Raw genomic sequence first — 22,290 nt, forward strand, 5'->3', positions numbered from 1 at the left:
CCCCGCTGCCGGACGATCGACCCGAACCAGGAGCGCAAGATGGGCGAACGCCTCGATGTCGGTGACCGCCGCGTCACGTACCAGGACGTACTCGCGTTGGACAGCAGGACGGTGCCCAAGCATCTGCTGCAGCCGGCCCCGGGGGAATTCGACTTCCACGAGGCCGCGATCGATCGCTACGTCTCCAGGGCCTACCACGAGGCCGAGAAGAAGCAGCTCTGGAACCGGGTGTGGCAGTTCGCCTGCCGTGAGGAGCACATCCCCGAGGTCGGCGATCACATCGTCTACGAGATCGCCGGAGCGTCCTACGTCGTCATCCGTTCGGCGCCGGACACCCTCCGCGCCTACCCGAACTCGTGCCTGCACCGTGGCCGGCAACTGAAGGACTTCGCGGGGCGATGCAGTGAGATCCGCTGTCCGTTCCACGGGATCGCATGGACGCTGGACGGTGAGCTGAAGCGGATTCCGGCGCCCTGGGAATTCGAACACGTCGATCGCGAGGAGTTCGCCCTGCCGCGCTGCAGCGTCGGCGTGTGGGCGGGATTCGTGTTCATCAACCCTGACCCGGATGCCGAGCCGCTGGAGAGTTACCTGGGTGAGCTGATCGATCAGTTCTCGCTCTGGTATGGCCACGAGCGCTATGTGGAAGCACATGTCTCCAAGGTCATCCGGGCCAACTGGAAGGTCGCGCAGGAAGCGTTCATGGAGTGCTGGCACGCACCGGCCACGCATCCGCAGACCGTGCCGTACGCGGCGTTCGGTGCCTGCCAGGTCGACGTGTACGAGAACTTCGCCCGGTTCATCACGCCGTCGGAGGTCGTCGGTCCGATGATGCCGTGGGACCCGAGCACCGAGGAGATGCTGCGCTCCACCATGGACGTGCGCCTGGACGAAGACCTGCCGGTGCGTCCCGAGCCGGGGGAGACCGCCCGCGACTACATCGTGCGCACGACACGGGAGAAGTGGCGGGGCCTGATCGGGGAGGAGGTCGAGCAGTGGTCGGACGCCGAGCTGGTCGACAACTTCACCTACACGGTGTTCCCCAACATGATGCCGTGGGGTGGGGTGCACAAGATCGTCTACCGCTTCCGGCCGAACGGTGACGATCACCGCACCTGCATCATGGAGGTTTTCATGCTCGCGCCGGTGGTGGGGGCACGACCCGCGCCCGCCGCGGAGATCGCCCTCGACGCCGATACGCCGTTCAGCAGCTCACCGCTCGGGATTCTCGGCAATGTGCTCGACCAGGATTGCGGCAACATGGAGAAAGTTCAGCAGGGCCTGGAGAGTGCCCGGAAGCAGACGGTGACCTTCGCGTCCTACCAGGAGAACAACCTCAAATGGATGCACCGCTTGATGGATCGTTACGTCACCGAGGTGGAGCGGTGAACGGCATCGTCCACCCGTACAGCAAGGATCTCTACGAGCGGGACCCCGAGGGCAACCGGGTGAAGGTGACCCGGAGCAATGGGGCGGTCGGTTATTTCGCACGCGATGGCCGCTGGCTGGAAGGTGAGCGGTTCGAGGCCGACCTGCACCTGTGCGGCTGGATCATGTCGCCCCGACATGCGCACCGTCTGGTGACCCGGCCTCCCACCCGATGAGAATGGTACTTCCCTCTCGCAAAGTGGTGCTTTCGTAATTTTCTCGACGATCGAGCCTGTCCTCTCGGGCTCGCGGAAGGACGCCTGTGGTGTTGAAGACCAGGTTCACCGAGGAATTCGGGATCGAACATCCCATCGTCTGTGGCGGTATGACGGCGGTGGGCAAGGCCGAGCTCATCGCCGCGGTCGCCGAAGCCGGGGCACTGGGGTTCCTCACCGCGCTGACCCAGCCCACCCCGGAAGACCTGGTGAAGGAGATCGCGCGAGTCCGGAAGATGACCGACAAGCCGTTCGGGGTCAACCTGACCATCCTGCCCACGCTCACCCCGGTGCCCTACGAGGAGTACCGGGACGCGATCGTCGACAGCGGGGTGAAGATCGTGGAGACGGCCGGCGCCAATCCGGAGCCGCATCTGCCGACATTCAAAGCGGCGGGCGTGAAGGTGATCCACAAGGCGGTCGCGGTCCGGCATGCGCTCAAGGCCGAGAGGCTGGGGGTGGACGCGATCAGCATCGACGGTTTCGAATGCGCGGGCCACCCGGGCGAGGACGATATCCCGGGCCTGGTGCTGATCCCGGCTGCGGCCCGCAAGCTGAGTATCCCGATCATCGCCTCGGGTGGGTTCGCCGACGGCGCAGGGCTGGTTGCCGCCCTCGCATTGGGCGCCGACGCGATCAACATGGGTACGCGTTTCGTCGCGACCACCGAGGCACCGGTACACGAGAACGTGAAGCGGCAGATCGTCGCCAACGACGAGCGCGCGACCACACTGGTGTTCCGGGAATTTCGTAATACCGCGCGGGTGGCGCGCAACGCGGTATCGGAGGAGATCGTCGAGATCTCGCGGCGCCCGGGCGCGGTCTTCGAGGATGTCGCGCATCTGGCGTCGGGGGAGCGCGGGCGTCGCGAGGTGCTGGGCGGTGGGGATAGGGACGGCGGCCTGTGGTGGGCCGGGCAGGCACAGGGGCTGATCGACGAGGTGCTGTCCTGCCGGGAGGTCGTGGACGGCATCGTCACCACCGCGGAGCAGATCATCGATAAACGGCTCGCGCAGATGCGTATCCCGTGAGCTTCGGTCTCGCCGCCCAGTGTGTGCCGGCGGAGGAAGCCGGCGCGTCGAGGAATGTGGCGATGGCAGTGGGCAATCCGGCTGCGCTGGTCATGGTGTCTCCGACGACTCTGAAACGGATGTGGACTCGGGACGTGCCCGTTCGGGTGGGCCCAGGTGTGGGAGCTCGCCCTCGGCCAATCGGCGCAGCACGCGATGCCGTTCACCGGCGTAGATATGCTCGCCCTCGATCAACCCGTCGGCGTCGATCGGCCAGAGCACCGTGGCTCGATGGCCGACCAGGTGGTAGTCATCGGGACGGACGTCCTCACCTGCCTCGGTGTGGGTGACACCGCCGAGGTCGCGCCCGGCGATGGCGTACTGGAAGTCACCTTCGGTGACGACGCAGTACTCGTCGACCACCACGCGAACGATTCGGTAGTCGAGCCGGTTGCGCCCGGCCGCTTGCAGCCGTCGATACCATTCGACCACGTGGTCGTAGCCGGATGGACCGGTGCTGTCGGATGCTCCCCACACGGTGTATTGCGGCTCGGCCACCAGCGTCGCCATCAGCGCCGGCATATTGCCGGCGACCTCCTCGACGACGTGGCGGGCGACCACCTCCAGGTTCGCTCGTCGGCGCGGATCGCGTTCGGCGGCGATCCGGTCGAGCAGTAGTTGCCAGCCCGGTGTCATGGTTTCACCGTAGCGTCGCGATGCCGCCGGTCAGGACATCTTTGCCGTCGCGGCCACGCACACCGAAGCGGACGGTCCGCTCGTCGGGCCGGGACAGGTCCACCTCGAGTGTGTCGCCCGGCCATACCGGACCGGCGAAGCGCGCGGCCATCGAGGCGAGGGTCCGGTCCGCTCCGGCCGACTCCAGGACGGCGCGGCCGGCGAAACCGAAGGTACACAGGCCGTGCAGGATCGGCCGGTCCAGACCGGCCCGGGCGGCGAAGGCCGGGTCGGAGTGCAGCGGGTTGTAGTCGCCGGACAACCGGTAGAGCAGCGCCTGGTCGGGGCGGGTGGTGTAGGTGATGGTCTTGCTCGGGCCGGTCGGTGCGGTGGCGGACTCGTCGTCCTTGGTGGCCGGGCCACGCTCCCCGCCCCAGCCGCCGACGCCGCGAATGAACAGCCCGGCCGAACTTCGCCACAGCGGCGTGCCATCGAGTGCCGTTCCGGTGGTTCGGGCGACGATCAGGGCGGCCTTGCCCTTGTCCCACATCTCGGTGATGTCGGTGACCGCCTCGGCCTCCCCTTCTACCGGGATCTCGCCCAAGATCTCCACTTTCTGCTCGGCGTGCAGGAGTCCGGCCCAGTCGAACTTGCCCGCCCGCTTGAGCACGCTGAAGTCCACGCCGAGGGTCACCGGCATGGTCGGGACCATCCGCTGTTCGACGCCCTTGGTGTTGTTCGTGGTGTAGGCGAGGTCGTCGACTCCGGCTCCGACGCCGAGGGCATAGAGCATGCAGTCACGCGCGGTCCAGGAGATCCGCTTGGGATTCGATCGCGCTCCGATAGCGCTGGGATCGAAAGGCGCGGAATCGGTCACGGTGCCTCCTCTGGATCGAACCCGGTTTGCCGGGCCGAGGTATCTACCCCTAGATTGTCGAGTCATAAATACTCTAGTACTCTAGCATTTGTTGAACGGCCTTCTGGGCCACTGTGGAAAGTCGGAGGATTCGATGACGCGAACCGTTCCCGCCGTCGACTACCTGGTGCTGGGCGACGCCCCGCATCTGGTGGCTCAGGAGTGCGGTAGCTGCGGTGCCCTGTACTTCGATCGCCGCAACGCGTGTGCGAAATGCTCGGAGACAACGTTCACGCGACGGGCACTGTCCAACGAGGGCGTCGTACGGGCGTACACGATCGTGCAGCGCGGGGCGAAATCCGGGCCCTTCACCTCCGTGGTGGTGGATCTGGACGGCGGAGGCGTGGTGAAGGCCAACCTTGTCGGTGTCACCGACCCGGACCGCATCCGGCCACAGACCAGAGTCCGGCTGGTCACCTTCGACGCCGGGACCGACGACGAGGGCACGGTGGCCGTGGCCTTCGGATACGAGCCGATCGGAGCGTGAAATGAGCGAGAACGTCTGGATCATCGGCACCTCGATGACGAGGTTCGGCCGGTTCCCCGAGCAGGACCTGCTCGACCTGGCCGCCACCGCCACGCTCGACACGCTGGCCGACGCCGACCTGACGATGGCCGAGATCGGCCTGCTCGCGCTCGGCAACGTGTACGAGGCCAACTCGCACAACGGCCAGCGCCTGCAGAAGCAGATCGGGCAGACCGGGATCCCGGTCTACAACGTGGTCAACGCCTGCGCGACCGGCGCCACCGCCGTACGGGTGGCGATGATGGGTATCAAGTCGGGGGAGTGCGATATCGCGCTGGCCGTCGGCGTCGAGAAAATGGGCAAGATGGGCATGCTCGGCAGCGCCGCGCGCCCTGCCGGCGAGAAGAAGATCTTCACCCCCAAGGGCCGGTACGGCTCGGTCGTCAAGACCGAGGGACTGCTCGGCACAGGTCTGATGCCCGGTGTGTTCGCCCAGGCGGGAACCGAGTACGCGCTCGCACACGGGGTCACGGCCGAGCAGTTCGCCAAGGTGGCGGTCAAGAACCACCTGCATTCCACACTCAATCCGCTGGCCCAGTACCGCAAGGAGTTCTCGCTGGAGGAGGTGCTGGGCGCCGAGGTGATCAGCTACCCCAACACGCTGCCGATGTGCTGCCCGACCGGTGACGGCGCCGCGGCGGTCGTGCTGGTCTCGGACGCCAGGCTGAAGATCCTCGACCCGGACGTTCGCCGGCGTGCGGTGAAGATCTCGGCGTCGGTGATGACCTCGGACCCGTGGACAGAGGGCGGCCAGGTGCAGCCCGACGTCAACACGCTCACCCGGATGGCCGCCGACCAGGCCTACGAGGACGCCGGTATCGGACCGAACGATCTCGACCTGGTGGAACTGCACGACTGCTTCGCGACCGCCGAGCTCATCCACTACGACAACCTGCGGCTGTGCGAGCCGGGCGGCGCGGGTGAGTTCATCGACTCCGGCGCACCGCTGCGAGACGGAACCCTCCCGGTCAACGTTTCCGGCGGACTGCTGTCCAAGGGACACCCGATCGGAGCGACCGGCATCGCCAACCTCTACGAGGTGGCCACCCATCTGCGTGGCGAGGCAGGCGACCGGCAGATCGAGGACGCCCGGGTCGGGCTGACCCATGTGATCGGCCTGGCGTCGGCCTGCGCCGTGCACATCCTGGAAGCGCCGGCCGCATGAGAGGGGATCGCTGATGGCAGGACCATTGGAGGGCGTGCGGGTGCTGGAGATCGCCAGCGCCGCGCCCGCGCCGTTCGCCTGCATGATGCTGTCGGATCTGGGCGCCGACGTCGTCACCGTCGACCGGGTATCGTCGCGCCGCCCGTCGTCGCGACGACCCAACGACCCACTGGTTCGCGGCCGCCGCTCGGTGGCGGCCGATCTCAAGACCGACGAGGGTGTGGCCCTGGTGCGCCGACTGGCCGGCAAGGCCGATGTCCTGGTCGAGGGCTTTCGGCCTGGGGTGATGGAACGGCTCGGGCTCGGCCCCGACCTGCTTCTGGCCGCCAACCCCGGCCTGGTGTTCGCGCGGATGACCGGCTACGGCCAGTCCGGCCCGTTGGCCGCCCGGGCCGGGCACGACATCAACTACATCGCCGTGGCGGGCGCGCTGGAGCCGATCGGGCGCAGCGGCGACCGTCCGCTGCCGCCGCTGAACCTGGTCGGTGACTTCGGTGGCGGCGGGATGCTGCTCGCCGTCGGCGTTCTCGCCGCGCTGCACGAGCGGACCCGCTCGGGCCGGGGCCAAGTGGTCGACGCCGCGATGGTCGACGGCGCCGCACTGTTGACCGCCTTCGTGCACGGAGTCCGCGCCGACGGGCAATGGTCCGACGAACGCGGCACCAATCTGCTCGACGGCGGCGCGCCCTTCTACGACACCTACGAGACCGCCGACGGCGGGTACATGGCCGTCGGCGCGCTGGAGCGCCGGTTCTACCGGCAACTGCTGGTGGGGCTCGGGCTCGGCGACGACCCGGACCTGCCCGCGCAGATGGACCGGGACCGCTGGGATGAGATGCGCGCCCGCTTCGCCGCGGTGTTCCGGACCCGGACTCGCGCCGAGTGGTCGGCCGTCTTCGCCGAACTCGACGCGTGTGTGTCCCCGGTGCTCGCGCCGTACGAGGTCGCCGATTCCGAGCACGCCCGTGCCCGTGCGGGTTTCGTCGATGTCGCCGGACTGTCCCAGCCGGCGCCCGCGCCCCGGTTCAGCCGTACCCCCGCGCGGGTACCGACCGCGCCACGACTGCCCGGCGAGGACACCGACGCGGTGTTCGGTGACTGGTGCGGTGCGGATGTCTCCCCGTCCCCGGCGATCGGCACCGTCGACCGGGAGCTCTCCGCGGAGGTGGCCTCGTGACCACCGTCGTGCCGGATGCCGACCCGGCCGCTTCACTGGAACGAGTTCGCGCCGAATTCCGACAGTGGGTGCGGGACAATCGAGACGATCTGGGCCGGTTCCGCGAACCCGCCGCGGAGGTGACCGAGACCTTCGCCCGGCTGCGGCTGTTGCAGCGGGTGCTCTACGACGCCGGCTGGATCCGGCTGGGGTGGCCGGAGGAGATCGGCGGCCTGGGCGGGCGCCCGATCCTGCGCAGCGTCGTCAGCGAGGAGCTCGCCGCGGCCGGCTATCCGCCGCCGTTCTCGTTCGCCACCCAAGAGGTTCTCGGCCCCGCGGTGGCCGAATTCGCCCGTCCGGAACTGGCGGCCGAGGTGCTGCCCCGGCTGCTGCGCGGAGACGAGACCTGGTGCCAGGGCTTCTCGGAGCCGGGAGCCGGAAGCGATCTCGCCTCCCTGCGGCTCAAGGCCACCGCCACCGACGGCGGGTGGCGGGTGTCCGGTGAGAAGATCTGGACCAGTTGGGCCCAGTTCGCCGATCGCTGCCTGTTGCTGGCCCGCACCGGCGCCCCGGACTCCGGGCACCGCGGCATCTCGGCCTTCCTGCTGGACATGGATTCCTCCGGTATAGAAGTGAGCCCACTGCGGAGTATGAACGGCGACGACGAGTTCTGTTCACTGTATTTCGACGACGTCTTCGTCCCGCGGGAACGCCTGCTCGGCACGGTCGACGGCGGCTGGCTCGTCGCCATGCACGTCCTCGCCGGTGAACGCGGCGCCGCGGCCTGGCAACGGCAGATCTGGCTGCGCTCGCGGCTGAACGACCTGGTCGCGGTGAACGACGCGAACGTCGGCGACGGTGTGATCGGCGAAGCCGCCGAACTGCTGATGGCGCTGCGGCTGCTGTCGCGGCGGACGGTACGCGCACTGTCGGCGGGTGAGCCCGTCGGCGCGACCACCTCGCTGGACAAACTGGCGATGTCGACCGCCGAGAAGTTCCTCTTCGACGCCGCACTGGCCGGAGTCGGCGACGCGATCGTCTTCGGCGGCGAGGACGCTGCGGAATGGCGTAACGACTACTTGTACAGTCGGGCGTCGTCGATCTATGGCGGAGCCGCGGAGATCCAGCGCAACATTATCGCCGAGCGGTTGCTCGGCCTGCCCCGCTGAGCACGGAGGACTCGACGACATGGATGCCGACGACGTCGCCCGGATAACCGCAAGCCTGCGCCAGGCGTTGAGCGCGGCCCCCGAACGAGCTCGGGACGCCGTCATGGACTTCGGCTGGCCGGAGATCCTGGCCGAGGAACCACAGGTCGCGATCACCACCCTGTTCCCGCTCTACGGCGAACTGCTCACCCCGGGTTCGGTGCTGGACCAGGTGCTCCTGCACGCCGGGGGCCTGAACGCATCCGGCGAGGACACTCGGGTGGTGCTGCCCCCGCCGGGCGGTCGCGAGGTCGCGGGGCGCCTCGAGGTGGACCGATCGGTCCACCTCGACGGAGTGACCCAGGCAGGTGCCGGCCCGCTGCTCGTCCCCTGCGTCGACGCCGCCGGGCATTGGGTACTGGCGATCTGTCCACCGGTGCCCGCCCGCACCGGCGAGCCGCTGGATCCGACCGCGGGATGGACCCGGGTCACCGCCACGGTCACCGCCGACAAGCTGCTCGACGCGGCCGCGCTGGGAGCCGATCCGGCACACACCTGGCAGCGGATGCTCGCCGCCGGACGCCGCGCACTGGCCTACGAACTGGTGGCGCTGGCCACCGCCATGGAAACCACGACGGTCGAGCACGTGCGCACCCGGACCCAATTCGGGCAGCCACTGGGAGCTTTCCAAGCGGTCAAGCACCAGCTCGCCGACGTCCACCTGTGGCGCCAGGTCGCCGTACTCTCGGCCGACGCCGCGTGGGAGGACGGCGGTCCGGAGAGCGCCGCGCTGGCGAAAGCCGCCGCGCTGCGAGCGAGCCGGACCGCCCGCACGGTGTGCCAGCAGCTGCTCGGCGGCATGGGCTTCACCTGGGAGCACGACTTCCACCGCTACCTGCGCCGGGCGCTGACCCTCGAGCCGCTGCTCGGAGACCGCGCGGCGCTGCACGCCGAGATCGGTGTCGCGGTCCGCACGGGCCGCCTCGACAACTCCGTGGCCGCGCTGAGCCGGCCGGTGTACCCCGAATCCGTATCCGAGGAGGAAACCCGTGCGTGAGGCATGGATCATCGACGGTGTCCGCACCCCGCGCGGCAAAGGCAAGCCGTCGGGCGCGTTACACGACGTCCATCCGCAGGAACTGCTCGGCGGCCTGCTGCGAGAGCTGGCCGAGCGCGGTATCGAACCGGCCGACGTCGACGACGTGGTGATGGGCAACGGTGAGCACGCCGGCGACCACGCCAACGACATCGCGCGTTCCGCGGTACTCACCGCGGGATGGCCGGTCGCCGTCCCCGGACTCACGCTGAACCGGTTCTGCGGTGGCGGCCAGCAGGCCGTCATGCTGGCCGCCACCGGCGTGCGGGCCGGCTGGCAGGACCTGGTCGTCGCCGGTGGGGTCGAGTCGATGTCACGGCACAGCTACGGACAACCGCTCGACGCCGGGAACGCGGCGCTGCGCGCCCGGTACCCGCTGGTCCCCCAGGGCATCGCCGCCGATCTGATCGCCACACTCGAAGGCTTCGACCGCGAAACCGTCGACCGGTTCGCGGTGCGCAGCCAGGAGCGCGCGGCGACGGCGCTCGAGGAAGGCCGCTTCGAACGCAGCCTCGTCCCGGTCCGGTCCGAATCCGGTGCCGTCCTCCTGGACCGGGACGAGCACCCGCGTCCGGGCACCACCGTGGAGTCACTGGCCGGCTTGCCGGCATCGTTCGAGCGGTCCGGCGCCAAGCCGCGCGAGGGCGGTCGCTCCTATGACGACATGTGCCGCGAGACCTACCCACAGGCCGGACCGATCCGGCATGTGCACCACGCGGGTAACTCCTCCGGGGTGGTCGACGGCGCCGCCGCCGTGGTGGTCGCCTCCGACGACTACGCGCGGGCCAACGGTTTGACGCCGCGCGCCCGGATCCTGGCCGGCGCTGTCCGCGGCGCCGAACCCGTCATCATGCTCACCGCCCCCGGGCCCGCCGCGCAGCTCTGCCTCGCCAAGGCCGGGATGACCGCGGCCGATATCGACCTATGGGAGATCAACGAGGCCTTCGCGGCGGTGCCGTTGAAGGTGATCAAGGACCTGGCGCTCGACCCCGATCGGGTCAACGTAAACGGCGGGGCCATCGCGCTGGGGCACCCGATCGGCGCCACCGGGGCGATGCTCTTCCAAACCGTGCTCGACGAGCTCGAACGACGCGACCTGACCACCGGCCTGGTCACGATGTGCACCGGCGGTGGCATGGCGACCGCCACAATCATCGAGCGGATCTGACCCCACTGCCGCCGATTGCGAGGATTGCCATGAGCTACGACACGGTTGACGTCACCACCGACGGCCACGTCGCGGAACTGCGGCTGAACCGGCCGGAAAAACTCAACGCCTTCGATGACCTGCTGGTCAACGAACTTCCCGGAGTGCTCGTCGCGCTGGCCCGGGACATGAACGTGCGCGCGGTCGTGTGGACCTCGACCGGGAAGCACTTCTCCGCGGGCGGAGACGTGCAGACGATCCTGGCCGGGCACGCAGACCTGAACACGCTGCTGCGCGGTGTCGACGACGGCCGCAGGCTGTTCCGCGCCTTCGCGGACTTCCCGAAACCGCTGATCGCCGCAGTACACGGCAGCAGCTTCGGCGTGGCCACCAGTCTGGTGTTCACCGCCGACGCCGTGGTCGCCACGCCGGTGACCACACTGTCGGATCCGCACGTGCACATGGGCCTGGTCGCCGGCGACGGTGGCTGCGTCACCTGGCCGCTGAGCGCGGGACTGGCACGGGCGAAACGCAAACTGCTCTGGGGCGAGCCCCTGACCGGTCAAGAGGCGTACGACCTCGGCCTGGTCACCGATCTCGCCGAGGACCCGGAGGCGGTGCGCGAGACCGCCTTCGCGCTCGCGTACCGCGTCGCGGCCATCCCCCCGATCGCCACGCAACTGACCAAGCGTGCCCTGAACCGCGTGCTGGCCGCGGCCACCGACCAGGTACTCGACACCGGTTTCTACCTCGAGGCGCTGTCGAACCGCAGCGCGGACGCGGTGGAAGCGGTGAACGCATTCATCGAGAAACGAGAGGGACAATGGACGGGCGCATGAACACCACGACCGAGGTGATCTGGGGCGAGAGCGTCGTCGACGGACACTATGCCGGTCACCCCGGGCGGGTGTACGAGCACTCGCCCGCCTCACTGCCCGCGATGCTCGACTCGGTGGGCCGCTGGGACGGTCGTGATTACCTCGTCCAAGGCGATCGGCGGATCTCCCATCCCGCGTTCCGGGATGCGATTCCCGCCGCGACCCAGCGGCTGGCCGCGCTCGGTGTCGGGCGCGGTGACCGTGTGGTACTGCACTGCTACAACCGTCCTGAATTCGCGCTCGTGACCTGGGCGACGTGGTGGCTCGGCGCCGTCCCCGTCTACGCCAACCGGTGGTGGAGCGGCCACGAGATCGAGCACGCGCTGCGGCTGACCACCCCGGCACTGGTCCTGACCGACGCGCCCGAGCTGTTCGCCCCCGACCTGCTGGGGCAGACCTGCCGGTTGGCATCGATCGCGGACCTGGCCGAGCTGTGGGACCGGGCCGAGCCGGGCCGCCCCCCGGTACTCGACGTCGACCTGGACGCGCCGGCGCTGATCCTGTTCACCTCCGGCAGCTCCGGCGCGCCCAAGGCGGTCGAGCTCTCGGTGCGCTCGGTCATCACCAATCAGCACAACCTGATGGCCCGGTCACGCCGACTGCCGCAGAACCTGGATCCGACCGCGCCGCAGCCGGTCACCCTGGTCTGCACCCCGCTGTTCCACATCGGCGGCGTCTCCAACGTGCTGACCAATCTGATCATCGGCGGCAAACTGGTGCTGACCACGGGCCGCTTCGACGCCGGTGAGGTTCTGCGGCTGATCGAGGTCGAGCGGGTGCAGACCTGGGGCGGTGTCCCTACCATGGCCGTCCGGCTGCTCGAGCACCCGGAGTTCGACGCGCACGACCTGTCGAGCCTGCGCTCGTTCCCGCTCGGGGGCGCGCCGCTGCCCGCGACCCTGCTACAGCGGATGACGACCAAGCTGCCACAACTGCGCAAGCGGGGCCTGGCCAACACCTGGGGCATGACCGAGACCGGCGGGTTCATGACGGTCGCCGGCAACGCCGACCTCGAGGCCCGGCCGGGTACCGTCGGACGCCCCTATCCTGTAGTGGAACTGCGCATCGCCGATCCCGAGGAGGCCGGCTCCGGCGAGGTGCTGGTGCGCGCGCCCACGGTGATGCTCGGCTACCTGGGCTCCGACGACGGCACCGTCGACGCCGAGGGCTGGCTGCACACCGGCGACCTCGGGCACGTGGACGCCGACGGCTATCTCTATCTCGACGGCCGCAGCAAGGACATCGTGATCCGCGGTGGGGAGAACATCGCCTGCGCGCACGTCGAGCAGGCGCTGCTGAGTCACCCCGCGGTGGTCGAGGCCGCGGTCTTCGGTGTGCCGCATGAGGATCTGGGCGAGGAACTGGCGGCGGCGGTCACGCACCGCGCCGGGCAGCCGGTGGACACGGAGGAACTTCGCGCCCACCTGAAGGGCACCCTCGCCTACTTCGAGGTGCCGTCGCTGTGGCAGATCGACGACCGGCCGCTACCGACCCTGGCGGGAGAGAAGCCGGACAAGAAGTCGCTCAAGGCCGCGTTCGCCGAATCCGTGCGGAAAGGATGACCATGCACCTCAGCGCCGCCGACGAGTACTTCACCCATCAGACCGCGCTCACCCACGCCATGGTCGCCACCAGCGACCCCTCCTGGCGGGAACGCTACTGGGTCAGCTTCCAGGACACCGAGGGCGGCGATACCGTGCTGACCGTGGGCCTGGGCCGCTACCCCAACCAGGACGTGATGGAGGCCTTCGCCTGCCTGTCGCACCAGGGCCGGCAGACCAACCTGCGGCTGTCGCGCACCCTGCTGCCGGACAGCCACGGCATGCAGGTCGGCCCGTTCCGCTGTGACATTCGGCAGCCGATGCGCGAGCTGCTGTTCACCCTGGGCGACAACGACTCCGGCCTCACCTTCGAACTCACCTTCACCGCCTCCTTCGAGCCTATCCTGGAGGGCAAGTTCTTCCAGATCAGCAGGGCGAGAACCACCTACGACGCCATCCGCTACGTCCAGCACGGCCGGGCATCGGGTCGGATCCGCACCCCGGACGGCGCGACGATCGAGGTCACGCCGCAGCGGTGGTGGGCCGAGCGGGACCACTCGTGGGGCACCCGCCCGTTGCCCCGCGCCGAGGGGCAACCGCCCGGCGAGCGGCCGGAATGGCGGATGCTGCTGTTCGCCCCGCTGCAATTGCCGGACTTCGGGGTGCACCTGTATCTGCAGGAGTCCGAACCCGGCCGCCCGGTGCACCTGTCCGCGGGGATCGCCTACCCGCCCGGCGACGAGCGGGAGACCCCGGTCATCGTCGGCGTCGATCACGACCTGGAGTGGGAGAAGGACGCGGCGGCGCCGACATTGCACGGCGGAACGATCACGCTGCTGCTGCACGGTGGTGAGCGGCTGCGACTGGAACTCGACGCCCGCCCCGGCCGGGCTCACCTGCGCGGTGGGGGCTACGAGGGCTGGAACGGCTGGAAGCAGGGCCAGTGGCGCGGTGAGCTGACCGCCGAACACGACGAATGGGATCTGGGCGACCGGGCCGCCTTCTACCGCTATGCCAAGGCCGGCTCCGATCACCTGGTCCGGGTGCGCTGCGACGGCGTGGTGGGGCACGGCATCGTCGAATACATGGTGTTGCCCGGCTACGGGCGGTATGGCGAAGCGTTGTCCCCGCCCCGGGATTCCCAGGGGCGGCAGCGATGAGCGCGCTGCGGGACGCGTTGCTGGCGCTGCTGGCCGAGGTGGGCGTCCACGACATCACCGAGCCGACCCGGCTCGGTGGGGGCAGTTCCCAGGAGAACTGGGCCTTCGACGCCGATATGGACACCCCGGACGGACCGGTCCGGCGTCCGTTGCTGATGCGGCGCGAGCCGGTTACCGGGGTCGTCGACACCGCGAGAGACGTCGAGTTCGCGCTGCTGCGGGCACTGGGCGAGACCGACCTGCCGGTGCCACGGGTACACCTGCTCGACGACGGCACCCGGCTCGAACGCGGTGCGATCATTGTCGACCGGCTCCCCGGTCGTGCGCACCGCGCCGTGTTGCGCGACACCGACCCGCTCGAACTCGGGAAGCAGGCTCGGTTGCGGCTGGCCGAGCGACTGCCCATCCTGCTCGCCGGTGTGCACGGTCTCGACGTGGAAGCCGTGGGCATCACCGCGATTCTTCCGGAGGCGGGGGATCCGGCGCGCACCGAGCTGGATCGCTGGGAGCGCGAATTGAACCGGGTCGAGCTCGAGCCGCACCCGGGGTTGCGCGAGGTGATCGCCTGGTTGCGCGACCGCCTCCCGGCACCCGGCCCGGTGCGGCTGGTGCACGGCGACTTCCGGCCGGCCAACGTCCTGGTCGACGATGATGGGGTCGTCGCGCTGCTGGACTGGGAGCTCGCGCACCTGGGCGATCCGCACGACGATCTCGGCTGGTACACCTGCTCGGTCTACCGCCGTGAGCACTTCCTGGACGGCCGGTGGAGTCCCGCCGACTTCCTGGACAGCTGGTCGGAGGGCAGCGGACTGGGTATCGATCCGGCCCGTCTGCACTTCTGGCAGGTGATGTCGACCTTCCGGCTGGCCGTGATCGCCCTGACCGCGGTGCGGGCGTTCTGCGACCGGACCACCGACCGCCCCGCCGGGCCGACCGGAGCGATCGAGCGGCTCGCTCTGCGCGAGACGGGACTGCTCGACGCCGCGTCCGAGCCGATTCGGAGGTTGCCGTGAGACCCCGTCCGTCCGAAATCATCGCGGGTGTCCGAGCCGTCCTGGCCGAGACCATCGCACCCGAACTGACCAGCGAGCACGCCCGGTCCCGCCTCGCCGAGATCCGCGCCGTGCTCGCCCAGATCGACTGGGACAGCATCGGTTTCGAGCTGATGGCCCGCACTGAATCGCTGTCTCGGGAACTCCGAAACGCCCGCCGGTTCGCCGACGTGGGCGTGCCGGAGCCACCCACCGAGAAGACCGCCGACGCCTACCGGCGCTACCACGAGCAGCTGGCCGCGGCCGCGACCGTGGCGCTCGCCGCGCTGCGTGCCCACCTGAGCGCCCGGCCCGCCGACGACGAGGCGCGCGCGGCATATCGGGCACTGCTCGAATCCCTCTGACCCCGACAGAGCTTGTTTGTCTGGATATAAATAATCTATTCTCATAAAAGTCGTGTACTAGACTATTGAAGGCGGTGACCCTGTGACTCCCACGATCGAGGAGTTCGTGAGTGGTGCACGCGCGTTCCTGGAATCGGTCTCCACAGGGCGCTCCCGTGCGCAATCCGGCACCGGGAAATCGCGGTATGCGCTCTTCTCCGGCTCGACCGAGGAGGAGATCACCGCGGCGATCGAGTATCAGCGGGCCGCGTTCGATCACGGATATGGCTGGATCAGTGGTCCGGTCGAGGAGGGGGGAGCGGGTCTGCCGGTCGCCTATGAGAAGGCGTTCGCCGCGGTCGAGCGCGAGTACACCATCCCGTCCAAGGGCCCCCTGTCGGTGAGTCTGGGGATGGTGGCACCGACGCTGGCGCAGTTCGGTTCGGCGGAGGCCAAGAAGCGATGGCTGCTGGGCCTGCGCCGGGCCGAAATCGTGGGCTGCCAGCTGTTCAGCGAACCGGCCGCCGGTTCGGACCTGGCCGCGGTGCGCACCAGGGCCGAGCCGAACGGGGATGGAGACTGGATCGTCACCGGACAGAAGGTGTGGACCTCCGGGGCGCACTACTCCGATATCGGTATCGTGCTGACCCGGACCTCGGAGGGGCCGCGGCATCGCAACATGACCGCGTTCGTGGTGGATATGCACGCCCCCGGCGTGGAGGTGCGTCCGCTGCGCCAGATCACCGGCGCGGCCGATTTCAACGAGGTCTTCCTCACCGACGTGCGGATCCCGGATTCGTGCCGGCTCGGCGAAGTCGGACAGGGCTGGTCGGTGGCGATCGCGATGCTCATGCACGAGCGGGGCGCGATCGGCGGATCCTCCAGCGGGGGCAGTGGACTGTTCCGGATGGACGATCTCGCGGCCTGGATCACCGATCAGGGCAGGCAGGACGACCCGGCAGTGGTCGACGCCTTCGCCCGGGTCTACTCCGGTGTCACCGCGGCCAAGGCGATGCGGGTGCGTGCCGACGCCAATCTCGAGGCGAACGGGGTTCCGGGGCCGGAGATGTCGCTGGGCAAGTTGGCGCTCACCGCGAACCTGCAGGCGCTCAGCGATCTGGTGACCGTGGTCCTCGGCCCTCGACTGGTGGTCGACACCGGTACGCCCGCGTCCTTCGCGTGGTCGGAGTTCGTGCTGAGCGTGCCGGGCATGCGCATCGGTGGCGGCACCGACGAGATCCACCGCAATACCGTCGCCGAACGCTCGCTGGGCCTACCCAAGGACAAACCGGTGCGGACATGAGCGCCGTGCGGACACGGCGGAAATGGACACAGCGAGCCCGAGTGGGCCGTTGACGAGAGTAGGGATGGAACCGATGGGACATTTGGACGGCAAGACCATCATCGTGACCGGCGCCGGTCGCGGCATCGGTCGGGAACACGCGCTGTTGTTCGCCCGGGAGGGCGCAAACGTGGTGGTGAACGACCTGGGCGGCGCCCAGGACGGCAGCGGCGCCGCGATCGGTCCGGCCCAGGAGGTCGTGGACGAGATCACCGCCGCCGGCGGCCGCGCGGTCGCCAACGGTGACGATGTCGCCGATTCGGCCGGCGCGGCGCGGATCGTGGCGACCGCCCTGGACACCTTCGGCGGTGTGGACGGCCTGGTGAACAATGCCGGCATTCTGCGCGACCGGGTGCTGGTCAACATCGAGGACGAGGACTGGGATCTGGTGCTGCGGGTGAACCTGCGCGGCAGTTTCCTGATGACCCGCGAGCTCGGCCAGTACTGGCGTGAGCAGAGCAAAGCCGGTGCGGCGGTGTCGGGTTCGGTGGTCAACACCAGCAGCGAATCCGGTGTGTTCGGCAACCCCGGTCAGGCCAACTACGCGGCGGCCAAGGCCGCGGTGGCGTCGCTGACCCAGGTCGCGAGCAAGGAACTGCGGCGCTACGGCGTGCGCGTCAACGCGATCCTCCCGCAGGCCCGCACCCGCCTCACCGAGGGCGCCTTCGGTGACGCGCTGGCAGGCAAAGAAGGCGAGTTCGACCGATTCGACCCGGCCAACGTGTCGCCGTTCGTCGGCTACCTGCTCTCCCCGAACTGCGAACTGAGCGGCGAGGTCTTCCTGGTCGGTGGCTCCCGGGTGCAGCGTATCCGCCCTTGGACCAAGGACCCGGAGTGGAAGCTGATGACCGAGGGCCGCTGGACCCTCGACGCGCTGGAGAAGGCGGTCGCCGACGCCGGTGTGCCCGCGGACACCAACAGCTGGACCGCCAACCCCGGAAAGGGCTCGAAGTGACCGCGGTCGAGCCGGTCTCGGTCGACCGCACGACCGAGGCCAAGATGCCCGAGGCTGTCATCACCGACGAGATGATCGCCTCGATGAAGGCACGCGCCGGTGTGGACCTGCGGATCGACCACTCGGTCAACAACGAGGAAGCCACCCGCATCGCGGTGACCAAGTTCGCCGGCGGCATCGGTGATGTCAATACGCTGTGGACCGACCCCGCCAGGGCGGCCGAGTCCGACTACGGCGCACCGGTGGCGCCGCCGTCATTCGTGATCGGCTGCTTCTCCGGAATCCAGTTCGGCTGGCCCGGACTCGGCGCCTTCCACAACGCCACCCAGGCGCGCTTCCACAAGCCGATCTACTGGGGCGACAAGATCACCGCGACCTGCCGGTACGAGGGATTCACCGGGCCCAGGCCGAGCAAGTTCGCCGGTCGCATGGTGACCGATCACTTCGTCAACGGCTACCGCAACCAGCGCAGTGAGCTCGTCGCCGAAATCGACTGGCAGGTCGTCAACTTCGAACGCGCGTCGGCCAAGTCGCGGTCGAAGGAAGCGGCGAGCGACGGCTCGAAGCCCACGCTGGAGCTGCCGCACCCGTGGACCGAGGACCAGATCCGCGAGGTGGAGCGGCAGGTGCTCGCCGAACAGCCACAGGGCGCCGAGCCGCGCTACTGGGAGGACGTCGAGGTCGGGGAGCAGATCCAGACGCTCACCAAGGGTCCGATCGGACTCACCGACGAGGTCGCGTTCATCGCCGGCGGCGGTACTCCGATCCCGCGATTGAAGGCGCACGCCGCTGCGCTCGCGGATTATCGGACGCACCCGGCGTGGTCGTTCCGAGACCCCGTGATGGGCTCGAGCGAACCGATCTACGCGGTCCACTACAACAAGGCCGCCGCCAATGCCATGGGCGTCGCCTTCCAATACGACGTGGGCTTCCAGCGACAGTGCTGGCAGGTGCAGTTGCTGACGCACTGGTGCGGTGACAACGGATGGGTGGTTGCCTGCAGCTCCCAGTACCGCGGCTTCGTCTACCTCTCCGACGTGGTGACTCTCGGCGGCGAGGTAACCGGCAGGTCGGTGACCGAGGACGGCGAGCACGTCGTCGAGCTGACCACCTACGCACGCAATCAGCGCGGCGTCGACGTCATGCCCGGTACCGCCACGATCGCGCTGCCAACCCGCGAGGGGCGCTCACCCGTGGCGAGCCGCGCCCGGACGGAATAAGGGAACGATATGGGTATCGACGCGCGAGAGCGCCGAGAACTGGCCCGCGCGGTCCGGGACGCGGCGGCATCGGGCCCGCGGAAATTCCTCGACGAGCACGGGTGTCCGCGCCGCGACGCCCGGCTGTGGAAAGTACTGACCGAGCAGATGGGTTTGGCCGGGCTGCTGCTTCCCGATCCCCATGCCGAGGCGAGGGCCGGGATCGCCGAAGTGGCACTCGTGTTGGAGCAGCTGGCGCGATCGCTGGCCGTCGTGCCAGGGCTGTCGTCGCTCGGCTGCGCGGGCACCTTACTGCGCGTCGTGGACACCGAGGCCGCGTACGCCCTGATGGAGCGCATGGCCGAGGGTGCGGTGACCGCTACCGTGGTGTGGCCCGACGCCTCCTCGACCAGCGTCACCCCGGAGTTCGTCGCCGAGGGCCCCACGGAGGAGGGGGCGGTCACGCAGGTCACCGGCCGCGCCGAGATCGTCGTGGACGCCGCCGACGTCGACGTCCTGCTGGTACCGGCGCGCAACGGCGCCGAGACCGTCGTCGTGGCGGTCGAGGTGAGCGCGCCGGGCGTAGCGCGCGAGGCCAGAAGCGGTCTCGACCTGACCCGTGGCCTGGCCGCGGTGGACCTGGCGCAGGCACCGGGCACGGTACTCGGCGCCGAGGTGGATCTGCAGGCCGCTCTCGACCTCACCCTGGTGTTGATCGCGGCCGAACAGGTCGGTATTGCCCAGCAGTGCCACGACGCGGCGGTGGAGTGGGCCAAGGAACGGATCCAGTTCGATCGCCCGATCGGGCAGTTCCAGGCGATCAAGCACCGCCTTGTCGATCTGTTGATGGCGCTCGAGCTGGCCCGCTCGGCGCTCGACGTCGCCGGCCGGGCCGGGGACGACTATCTGGCCGAGCCCATCGCGGCCCGGGCCCGGGCACTGGCCGTCGCCGCGAGCATGGCCAAGGCACGGTGTGGCGAAGCGGCGACCCTGGTCGCCGACGAGTCGCTGCACATCCTGGGTGGCATCGGATTCACCTGGGAACACGATGCGCACCTCTTCCTGCGCCGCGCGAAATCGCTCGAGGTGCTCTTCGGCGCGCCGGCGGCACACCGCGCGCGGTTCGCGAATCTGCTACTCCAGGAGGCTGCCCATGCCTGAGCCGAACCCGATACTCACCGAGATCGACCCGGCCGGTATCGCGACGCTCACCCTGAACCGGCCCGACCGCAAGAACGGCCTGAACAAGGCGCTGGTCGACAAGGCGATCGCGGCACTGGAGCGGATCGCGGCCGACGACGCCTGCCGGGTGGTCGTGCTCACCGGCGCGGGCTCGTCGTTCTGCTCCGGTATGGACCTGGCCGAGCGCATCGAGCCCGACGAGCTGACCTTCATGCGCCGGGTGGGACATCTGTGCGATCTGATCCACCGGCTGCCGCTGCCGGTGATCGCGAAGGTGCGCGGCGGCGCCGTCGGCTTCGGCGCCAACCTGGCTCTGTGCGCGGACCTCGTCGTCGCCGGCGAGAGCGCGGTGTTCGGGGAGATCTTCGCCGAGCGCGGGCTGTCCATCGATGGCGGCGGTTCCTGGCTGGTGCCGCGGCTGGTCGGGCTCGGCCGAGCCAAGGAGATCATGCTGCTGGCCGCCCGGGTTCCCGGCGCGGAGGCGGCCCGGCTCGGTCTGGTCAACCGGTGCATCCCGGACGCCGACCTCGACGCCACGGTGCGGGAATGGGCTGCTCGCTTGGCCGACGGCCCCCGCCGTGCCCTGTCGGTGATCAAGCAGCAGCTCAACGCCTCGTTCGAGCGCTCCTTCGCCGACGCGATCGAAGCCGAGGTGCTCGGCCAGTCGCTCGCATTCCGGTCCAAGGAGTCCCGCGAGGGCGCGCGGGCGTATTTCGAGAAGCGTACGCCGGACTTCCGGTCCTGCTGACGCCGGAAAGGCAAGAGGGGCACCGTCGCCGACGGTGCCCCTCTTGCGATATCTCAGCGAACCGTCACCCGCAGCGACGACATACCGTGCAGCACGAAACTGCGGTGGAAGCCGAGCTCGGCATCGGGGTCGGCGAGCGCGATCCGCGGGTAGCGGGCGAGCAGCACGCCCAGCGCCAGCTTGGCCTCCAGTTTGGCCAGGTTCATGCCGAGGCAGGCGTGCTCGCCGCGGCCGAACGACAGATGCCGGGCCCGGCCCCGGTCCAGTTCCAGCGCGTCCGGCTCCGGGTATGTCTCCGGATCCCGGTTCGCCGCACCGGTGACCAGATAGATCAGACCGTCCGCTGGAATCCGCACACCGCCGATCTCGACATCGGTGGTGGCGACACGCCAGATGCCCTGCACCGGCGGCTCGAGCCGCAGCACCTCCTCGACGAAGTCCGGGATCTCGGTGGGATGTTGCCGGAGACGGTCCTGTAGCGCGGGATCCGCGGCCAGCTTCCAGACCGCGGTGGTGAGCAGGTTCGTGGTCGTCTCGTTGCCCGCCACGAGGAACTGCACCAGCGTCTGCAGCAGCTCGGCCTCGCTCAACGGCTCCTCGCCGTCCATGCGCGCGGCGAGCAGGTCGCTCAGCAGGTCATCGAGTGGGGCGGTGCGGCGCTTGTCGAGTTCTTCGGTGAAGTAGTCGTAGAACTCGTTCACCCGGTCGAACATATCCACCACGGCGTCTCGGTCCTGCTCCAGCGCCCCGACCCCCCGGGTGAAGGCGTCGGACCACTTTTTGAAGGTTTCCATCTTCTCCGGCGGCACACCGAGCAGCCGGGCGATGATCGTCATCGGGATCGGGTGGCTGAAGGCGGGGACGATGTCGAAGGGTGTATCGGTGGGGAACCGCTCGACCAGGCTCTCGACGAGCGCGATCACGGCCTGGTCCATCTCGGCCACCCGCTTGGGCGTGAAGCCGGCGTTGACCAGGGCACGCTGGCGCTTGTGCAACGGCGGGTCGGCGAAGAGCAGGATCCGGGCCTTGCTGAGCTCGATGCGCCGCGCGGCGGCCGCGCGGGTGCGCTCGGGCAGGGTGTCATCCTCGATCACCCGCTGCGCCAGCCCCGACACCGAGCTCGGCCCGCTGGCCAAGCGGTTGGAGTAGGTCTCTGCGTCTCGCAGCACCGCGAGGATGTCGTTGTACCGCGTGACGACCCAGCCGCCGAGCCGTTCGTTGTAGGCGACGGGTTCGCCGGTCCGCTGCGCTTCGTAGGCGCCGTAGGGGCAGCGCACCACATCGGGCCGCAGTGCCAGCAGATCGTCGAACGTGGCAACCGGGCAGGTCCCGGCTTCCGCTGTCCGAGTCATCCCAACTCCTCGTCAATAGCTGATGTGTCAATCATCGAATATTAGAGTATTCGTGGTGGGTTCGGGTGTCGACCCG

At 69.1% G+C, this 22,290-nt stretch carries 22 protein-coding genes; 19 read left to right on the forward strand and 3 right to left on the reverse strand.

Annotation, left to right across the window (positions count from 1 at the left end; translation table 11 throughout):
- The first annotated feature begins 39 nt into the window (after positions 1-39).
- The 3 genes from ON20_RS29110 to ON20_RS29120 all read left to right on the forward strand — a co-directional run bounded on the left by ON20_RS29110 (position 40) and on the right by ON20_RS29120 (position 2,674).
- Positions 40-1,389, forward strand: a complete 1,350-nt coding sequence (locus ON20_RS29110) for an aromatic ring-hydroxylating oxygenase subunit alpha (protein WP_040840966.1) — start codon at positions 40-42, stop codon at positions 1,387-1,389.
- On the forward strand, positions 1,386-1,604 hold the full coding sequence (locus ON20_RS29115; protein ID WP_040840969.1) for a hypothetical protein: 219 nt from the start codon (positions 1,386-1,388) through the stop codon (positions 1,602-1,604). Before ON20_RS29110 ends, ON20_RS29115 begins: the two co-directional genes overlap by 4 nt.
- Positions 1,605-1,693: 89 nt before the next feature.
- The gene (locus ON20_RS29120; RefSeq protein WP_040841019.1) at positions 1,694-2,674 is read left to right on the forward strand and encodes an NAD(P)H-dependent flavin oxidoreductase; all 981 of its coding nucleotides are present in this window, start codon (positions 1,694-1,696) and stop codon (positions 2,672-2,674) included.
- Positions 2,675-2,764: 90 nt separating this feature from the next.
- On the opposite strand, the gene ON20_RS29125 is transcribed toward ON20_RS29120, so the two are convergent.
- Entirely contained in the window at positions 2,765-3,349 is a 585-nt protein-coding gene (locus tag ON20_RS29125; RefSeq protein WP_051163598.1) for a hypothetical protein, read from the reverse strand.
- A gap of 4 nt (positions 3,350-3,353) precedes the next feature.
- Entirely contained in the window at positions 3,354-4,205 is an 852-nt protein-coding gene (locus tag ON20_RS29130) for a MaoC/PaaZ C-terminal domain-containing protein (protein WP_040840971.1), read from the reverse strand.
- A gap of 133 nt (positions 4,206-4,338) precedes the next feature.
- Here ON20_RS29130 and ON20_RS29135 point away from each other — a divergent pair, with 133 nt between their 5' ends.
- The 16 genes from ON20_RS29135 (at position 4,339) to ON20_RS29210 (ending at position 20,862) form a co-directional block, all read left to right on the forward strand.
- The gene (locus ON20_RS29135; protein WP_040840973.1) at positions 4,339-4,731 is read left to right on the forward strand and encodes a Zn-ribbon domain-containing OB-fold protein; all 393 of its coding nucleotides are present in this window, start codon (positions 4,339-4,341) and stop codon (positions 4,729-4,731) included.
- A 1-nt stretch (position 4,732) separates the two neighbouring features.
- On the forward strand, positions 4,733-5,935 hold the full coding sequence (locus ON20_RS29140) for a thiolase family protein (RefSeq protein WP_040840975.1): 1,203 nt from the start codon (positions 4,733-4,735) through the stop codon (positions 5,933-5,935).
- 13 nt (positions 5,936-5,948) lie between these two features.
- Positions 5,949-7,112, forward strand: a complete 1,164-nt coding sequence (locus ON20_RS29145) for a CaiB/BaiF CoA transferase family protein (RefSeq protein WP_083865429.1) — start codon at positions 5,949-5,951, stop codon at positions 7,110-7,112.
- The gene (locus ON20_RS29150; RefSeq protein WP_040840977.1) at positions 7,109-8,260 is read left to right on the forward strand and encodes an acyl-CoA dehydrogenase family protein; all 1,152 of its coding nucleotides are present in this window, start codon (positions 7,109-7,111) and stop codon (positions 8,258-8,260) included. The genes ON20_RS29145 and ON20_RS29150 overlap by 4 nt, the downstream gene beginning before the upstream one ends.
- Positions 8,261-8,279: 19 nt before the next feature.
- Positions 8,280-9,296, forward strand: a complete 1,017-nt coding sequence (locus tag ON20_RS33635; protein WP_051163599.1) for an acyl-CoA dehydrogenase family protein — start codon at positions 8,280-8,282, stop codon at positions 9,294-9,296.
- Positions 9,297-9,303: 7 nt separating this feature from the next.
- Positions 9,304-10,503, forward strand: coding sequence for an acetyl-CoA C-acetyltransferase (locus tag ON20_RS29160; protein ID WP_245547561.1), 1,200 nt, complete (start codon positions 9,304-9,306; stop codon positions 10,501-10,503).
- Between the two features lie 29 nt (positions 10,504-10,532).
- Positions 10,533-11,321 (forward strand): enoyl-CoA hydratase/isomerase family protein, encoded by a 789-nt coding sequence (locus ON20_RS29165; RefSeq protein WP_040840982.1) that lies wholly within the window; start codon positions 10,533-10,535, stop codon positions 11,319-11,321.
- Positions 11,318-12,922: a class I adenylate-forming enzyme family protein gene (locus tag ON20_RS29170; protein WP_051163604.1), complete on the forward strand. Its 1,605-nt coding sequence runs from the start codon at positions 11,318-11,320 to the stop codon at positions 12,920-12,922. Before ON20_RS29165 ends, ON20_RS29170 begins: the two co-directional genes overlap by 4 nt.
- Positions 12,919-14,061, forward strand: a complete 1,143-nt coding sequence (locus ON20_RS29175) for an Rv3169 family protein (protein WP_245547558.1) — start codon at positions 12,919-12,921, stop codon at positions 14,059-14,061. Before ON20_RS29170 ends, ON20_RS29175 begins: the two co-directional genes overlap by 4 nt.
- Positions 14,058-15,074 carry a phosphotransferase family protein gene (locus ON20_RS29180; RefSeq protein ID WP_051163600.1) on the forward strand — a complete coding sequence of 339 codons (1,017 nt, stop codon included), beginning with the start codon at positions 14,058-14,060 and terminating at the stop codon, positions 15,072-15,074. Before ON20_RS29175 ends, ON20_RS29180 begins: the two co-directional genes overlap by 4 nt.
- Complete coding sequence (locus tag ON20_RS33640; RefSeq protein ID WP_051163601.1) at positions 15,071-15,457, forward strand: hypothetical protein; 387 nt, start codon at positions 15,071-15,073, stop codon at positions 15,455-15,457. Before ON20_RS29180 ends, ON20_RS33640 begins: the two co-directional genes overlap by 4 nt.
- 106 nt (positions 15,458-15,563) lie before the next feature.
- The gene (locus tag ON20_RS29190; RefSeq protein ID WP_245547559.1) at positions 15,564-16,739 is read left to right on the forward strand and encodes an acyl-CoA dehydrogenase family protein; all 1,176 of its coding nucleotides are present in this window, start codon (positions 15,564-15,566) and stop codon (positions 16,737-16,739) included.
- Positions 16,740-16,812: 73 nt separating this feature from the next.
- Entirely contained in the window at positions 16,813-17,733 is a 921-nt protein-coding gene (locus tag ON20_RS29195) for an SDR family oxidoreductase (protein ID WP_040841034.1), read from the forward strand.
- A complete protein-coding gene (locus tag ON20_RS29200) occupies positions 17,730-18,953 on the forward strand; it encodes an FAS1-like dehydratase domain-containing protein (protein WP_040840986.1) in 1,224 nt (407 codons plus the stop codon). The genes ON20_RS29195 and ON20_RS29200 overlap by 4 nt, the downstream gene beginning before the upstream one ends.
- A gap of 9 nt (positions 18,954-18,962) precedes the next feature.
- Positions 18,963-20,093, forward strand: a complete 1,131-nt coding sequence (locus tag ON20_RS29205) for an acyl-CoA dehydrogenase family protein (RefSeq protein WP_040840988.1) — start codon at positions 18,963-18,965, stop codon at positions 20,091-20,093.
- Positions 20,086-20,862, forward strand: a complete 777-nt coding sequence (locus ON20_RS29210) for an enoyl-CoA hydratase/isomerase family protein (protein WP_040840990.1) — start codon at positions 20,086-20,088, stop codon at positions 20,860-20,862. Before ON20_RS29205 ends, ON20_RS29210 begins: the two co-directional genes overlap by 8 nt.
- A 53-nt stretch (positions 20,863-20,915) precedes the next feature.
- Here the strand turns inward: ON20_RS29210 and ON20_RS29215 are convergent, their stop codons facing one another.
- Positions 20,916-22,214 carry a cytochrome P450 gene (locus tag ON20_RS29215; protein ID WP_040840992.1) on the reverse strand — a complete coding sequence of 433 codons (1,299 nt, stop codon included), beginning with the start codon at positions 22,212-22,214 and terminating at the stop codon, positions 20,916-20,918.
- Between the last annotated feature and the right edge of the window lie 76 nt (positions 22,215-22,290).

The organism is Nocardia brevicatena NBRC 12119 (genome assembly GCF_000308495.1).
Lineage (GTDB): Bacteria > Actinomycetota > Actinomycetes > Mycobacteriales > Mycobacteriaceae > Nocardia > Nocardia brevicatena.

Bases quoted from the DNA above. Each gene is read 5' to 3' on its own strand.
- ON20_RS29210 (WP_040840990.1), top strand. From the start codon at position 20,086: ATGCCTGAGCCGAACCCGATACTCACCGAGATCGACCCGGCCGGTATC.
- ON20_RS29140 (WP_040840975.1), top strand. From the start codon at position 4,733: ATGAGCGAGAACGTCTGGATCATCGGCACCTCGATGACGAGGTTCGGC.
- ON20_RS29215 (WP_040840992.1), bottom strand. From the start codon at position 22,214: ATGACTCGGACAGCGGAAGCCGGGACCTGCCCGGTTGCCACGTTCGAC.
- ON20_RS29165 (WP_040840982.1), top strand. From the start codon at position 10,533: ATGAGCTACGACACGGTTGACGTCACCACCGACGGCCACGTCGCGGAA.
- ON20_RS29205 (WP_040840988.1), top strand. From the start codon at position 18,963: ATGGGTATCGACGCGCGAGAGCGCCGAGAACTGGCCCGCGCGGTCCGG.
- ON20_RS29135 (WP_040840973.1), top strand. From the start codon at position 4,339: ATGACGCGAACCGTTCCCGCCGTCGACTACCTGGTGCTGGGCGACGCC.
- ON20_RS29175 (WP_245547558.1), top strand. From the start codon at position 12,919: ATGACCATGCACCTCAGCGCCGCCGACGAGTACTTCACCCATCAGACC.
- ON20_RS33635 (WP_051163599.1), top strand. From the start codon at position 8,280: ATGGATGCCGACGACGTCGCCCGGATAACCGCAAGCCTGCGCCAGGCG.
- ON20_RS29110 (WP_040840966.1), top strand. From the start codon at position 40: ATGGGCGAACGCCTCGATGTCGGTGACCGCCGCGTCACGTACCAGGAC.
- ON20_RS29145 (WP_083865429.1), top strand. From the start codon at position 5,949: ATGGCAGGACCATTGGAGGGCGTGCGGGTGCTGGAGATCGCCAGCGCC.
- ON20_RS29180 (WP_051163600.1), top strand. From the start codon at position 14,058: ATGAGCGCGCTGCGGGACGCGTTGCTGGCGCTGCTGGCCGAGGTGGGC.
- ON20_RS29195 (WP_040841034.1), top strand. From the start codon at position 16,813: ATGGGACATTTGGACGGCAAGACCATCATCGTGACCGGCGCCGGTCGC.
- ON20_RS29125 (WP_051163598.1), bottom strand. From the start codon at position 3,349: ATGACACCGGGCTGGCAACTACTGCTCGACCGGATCGCCGCCGAACGC.
- ON20_RS29170 (WP_051163604.1), top strand. From the start codon at position 11,318: ATGAACACCACGACCGAGGTGATCTGGGGCGAGAGCGTCGTCGACGGA.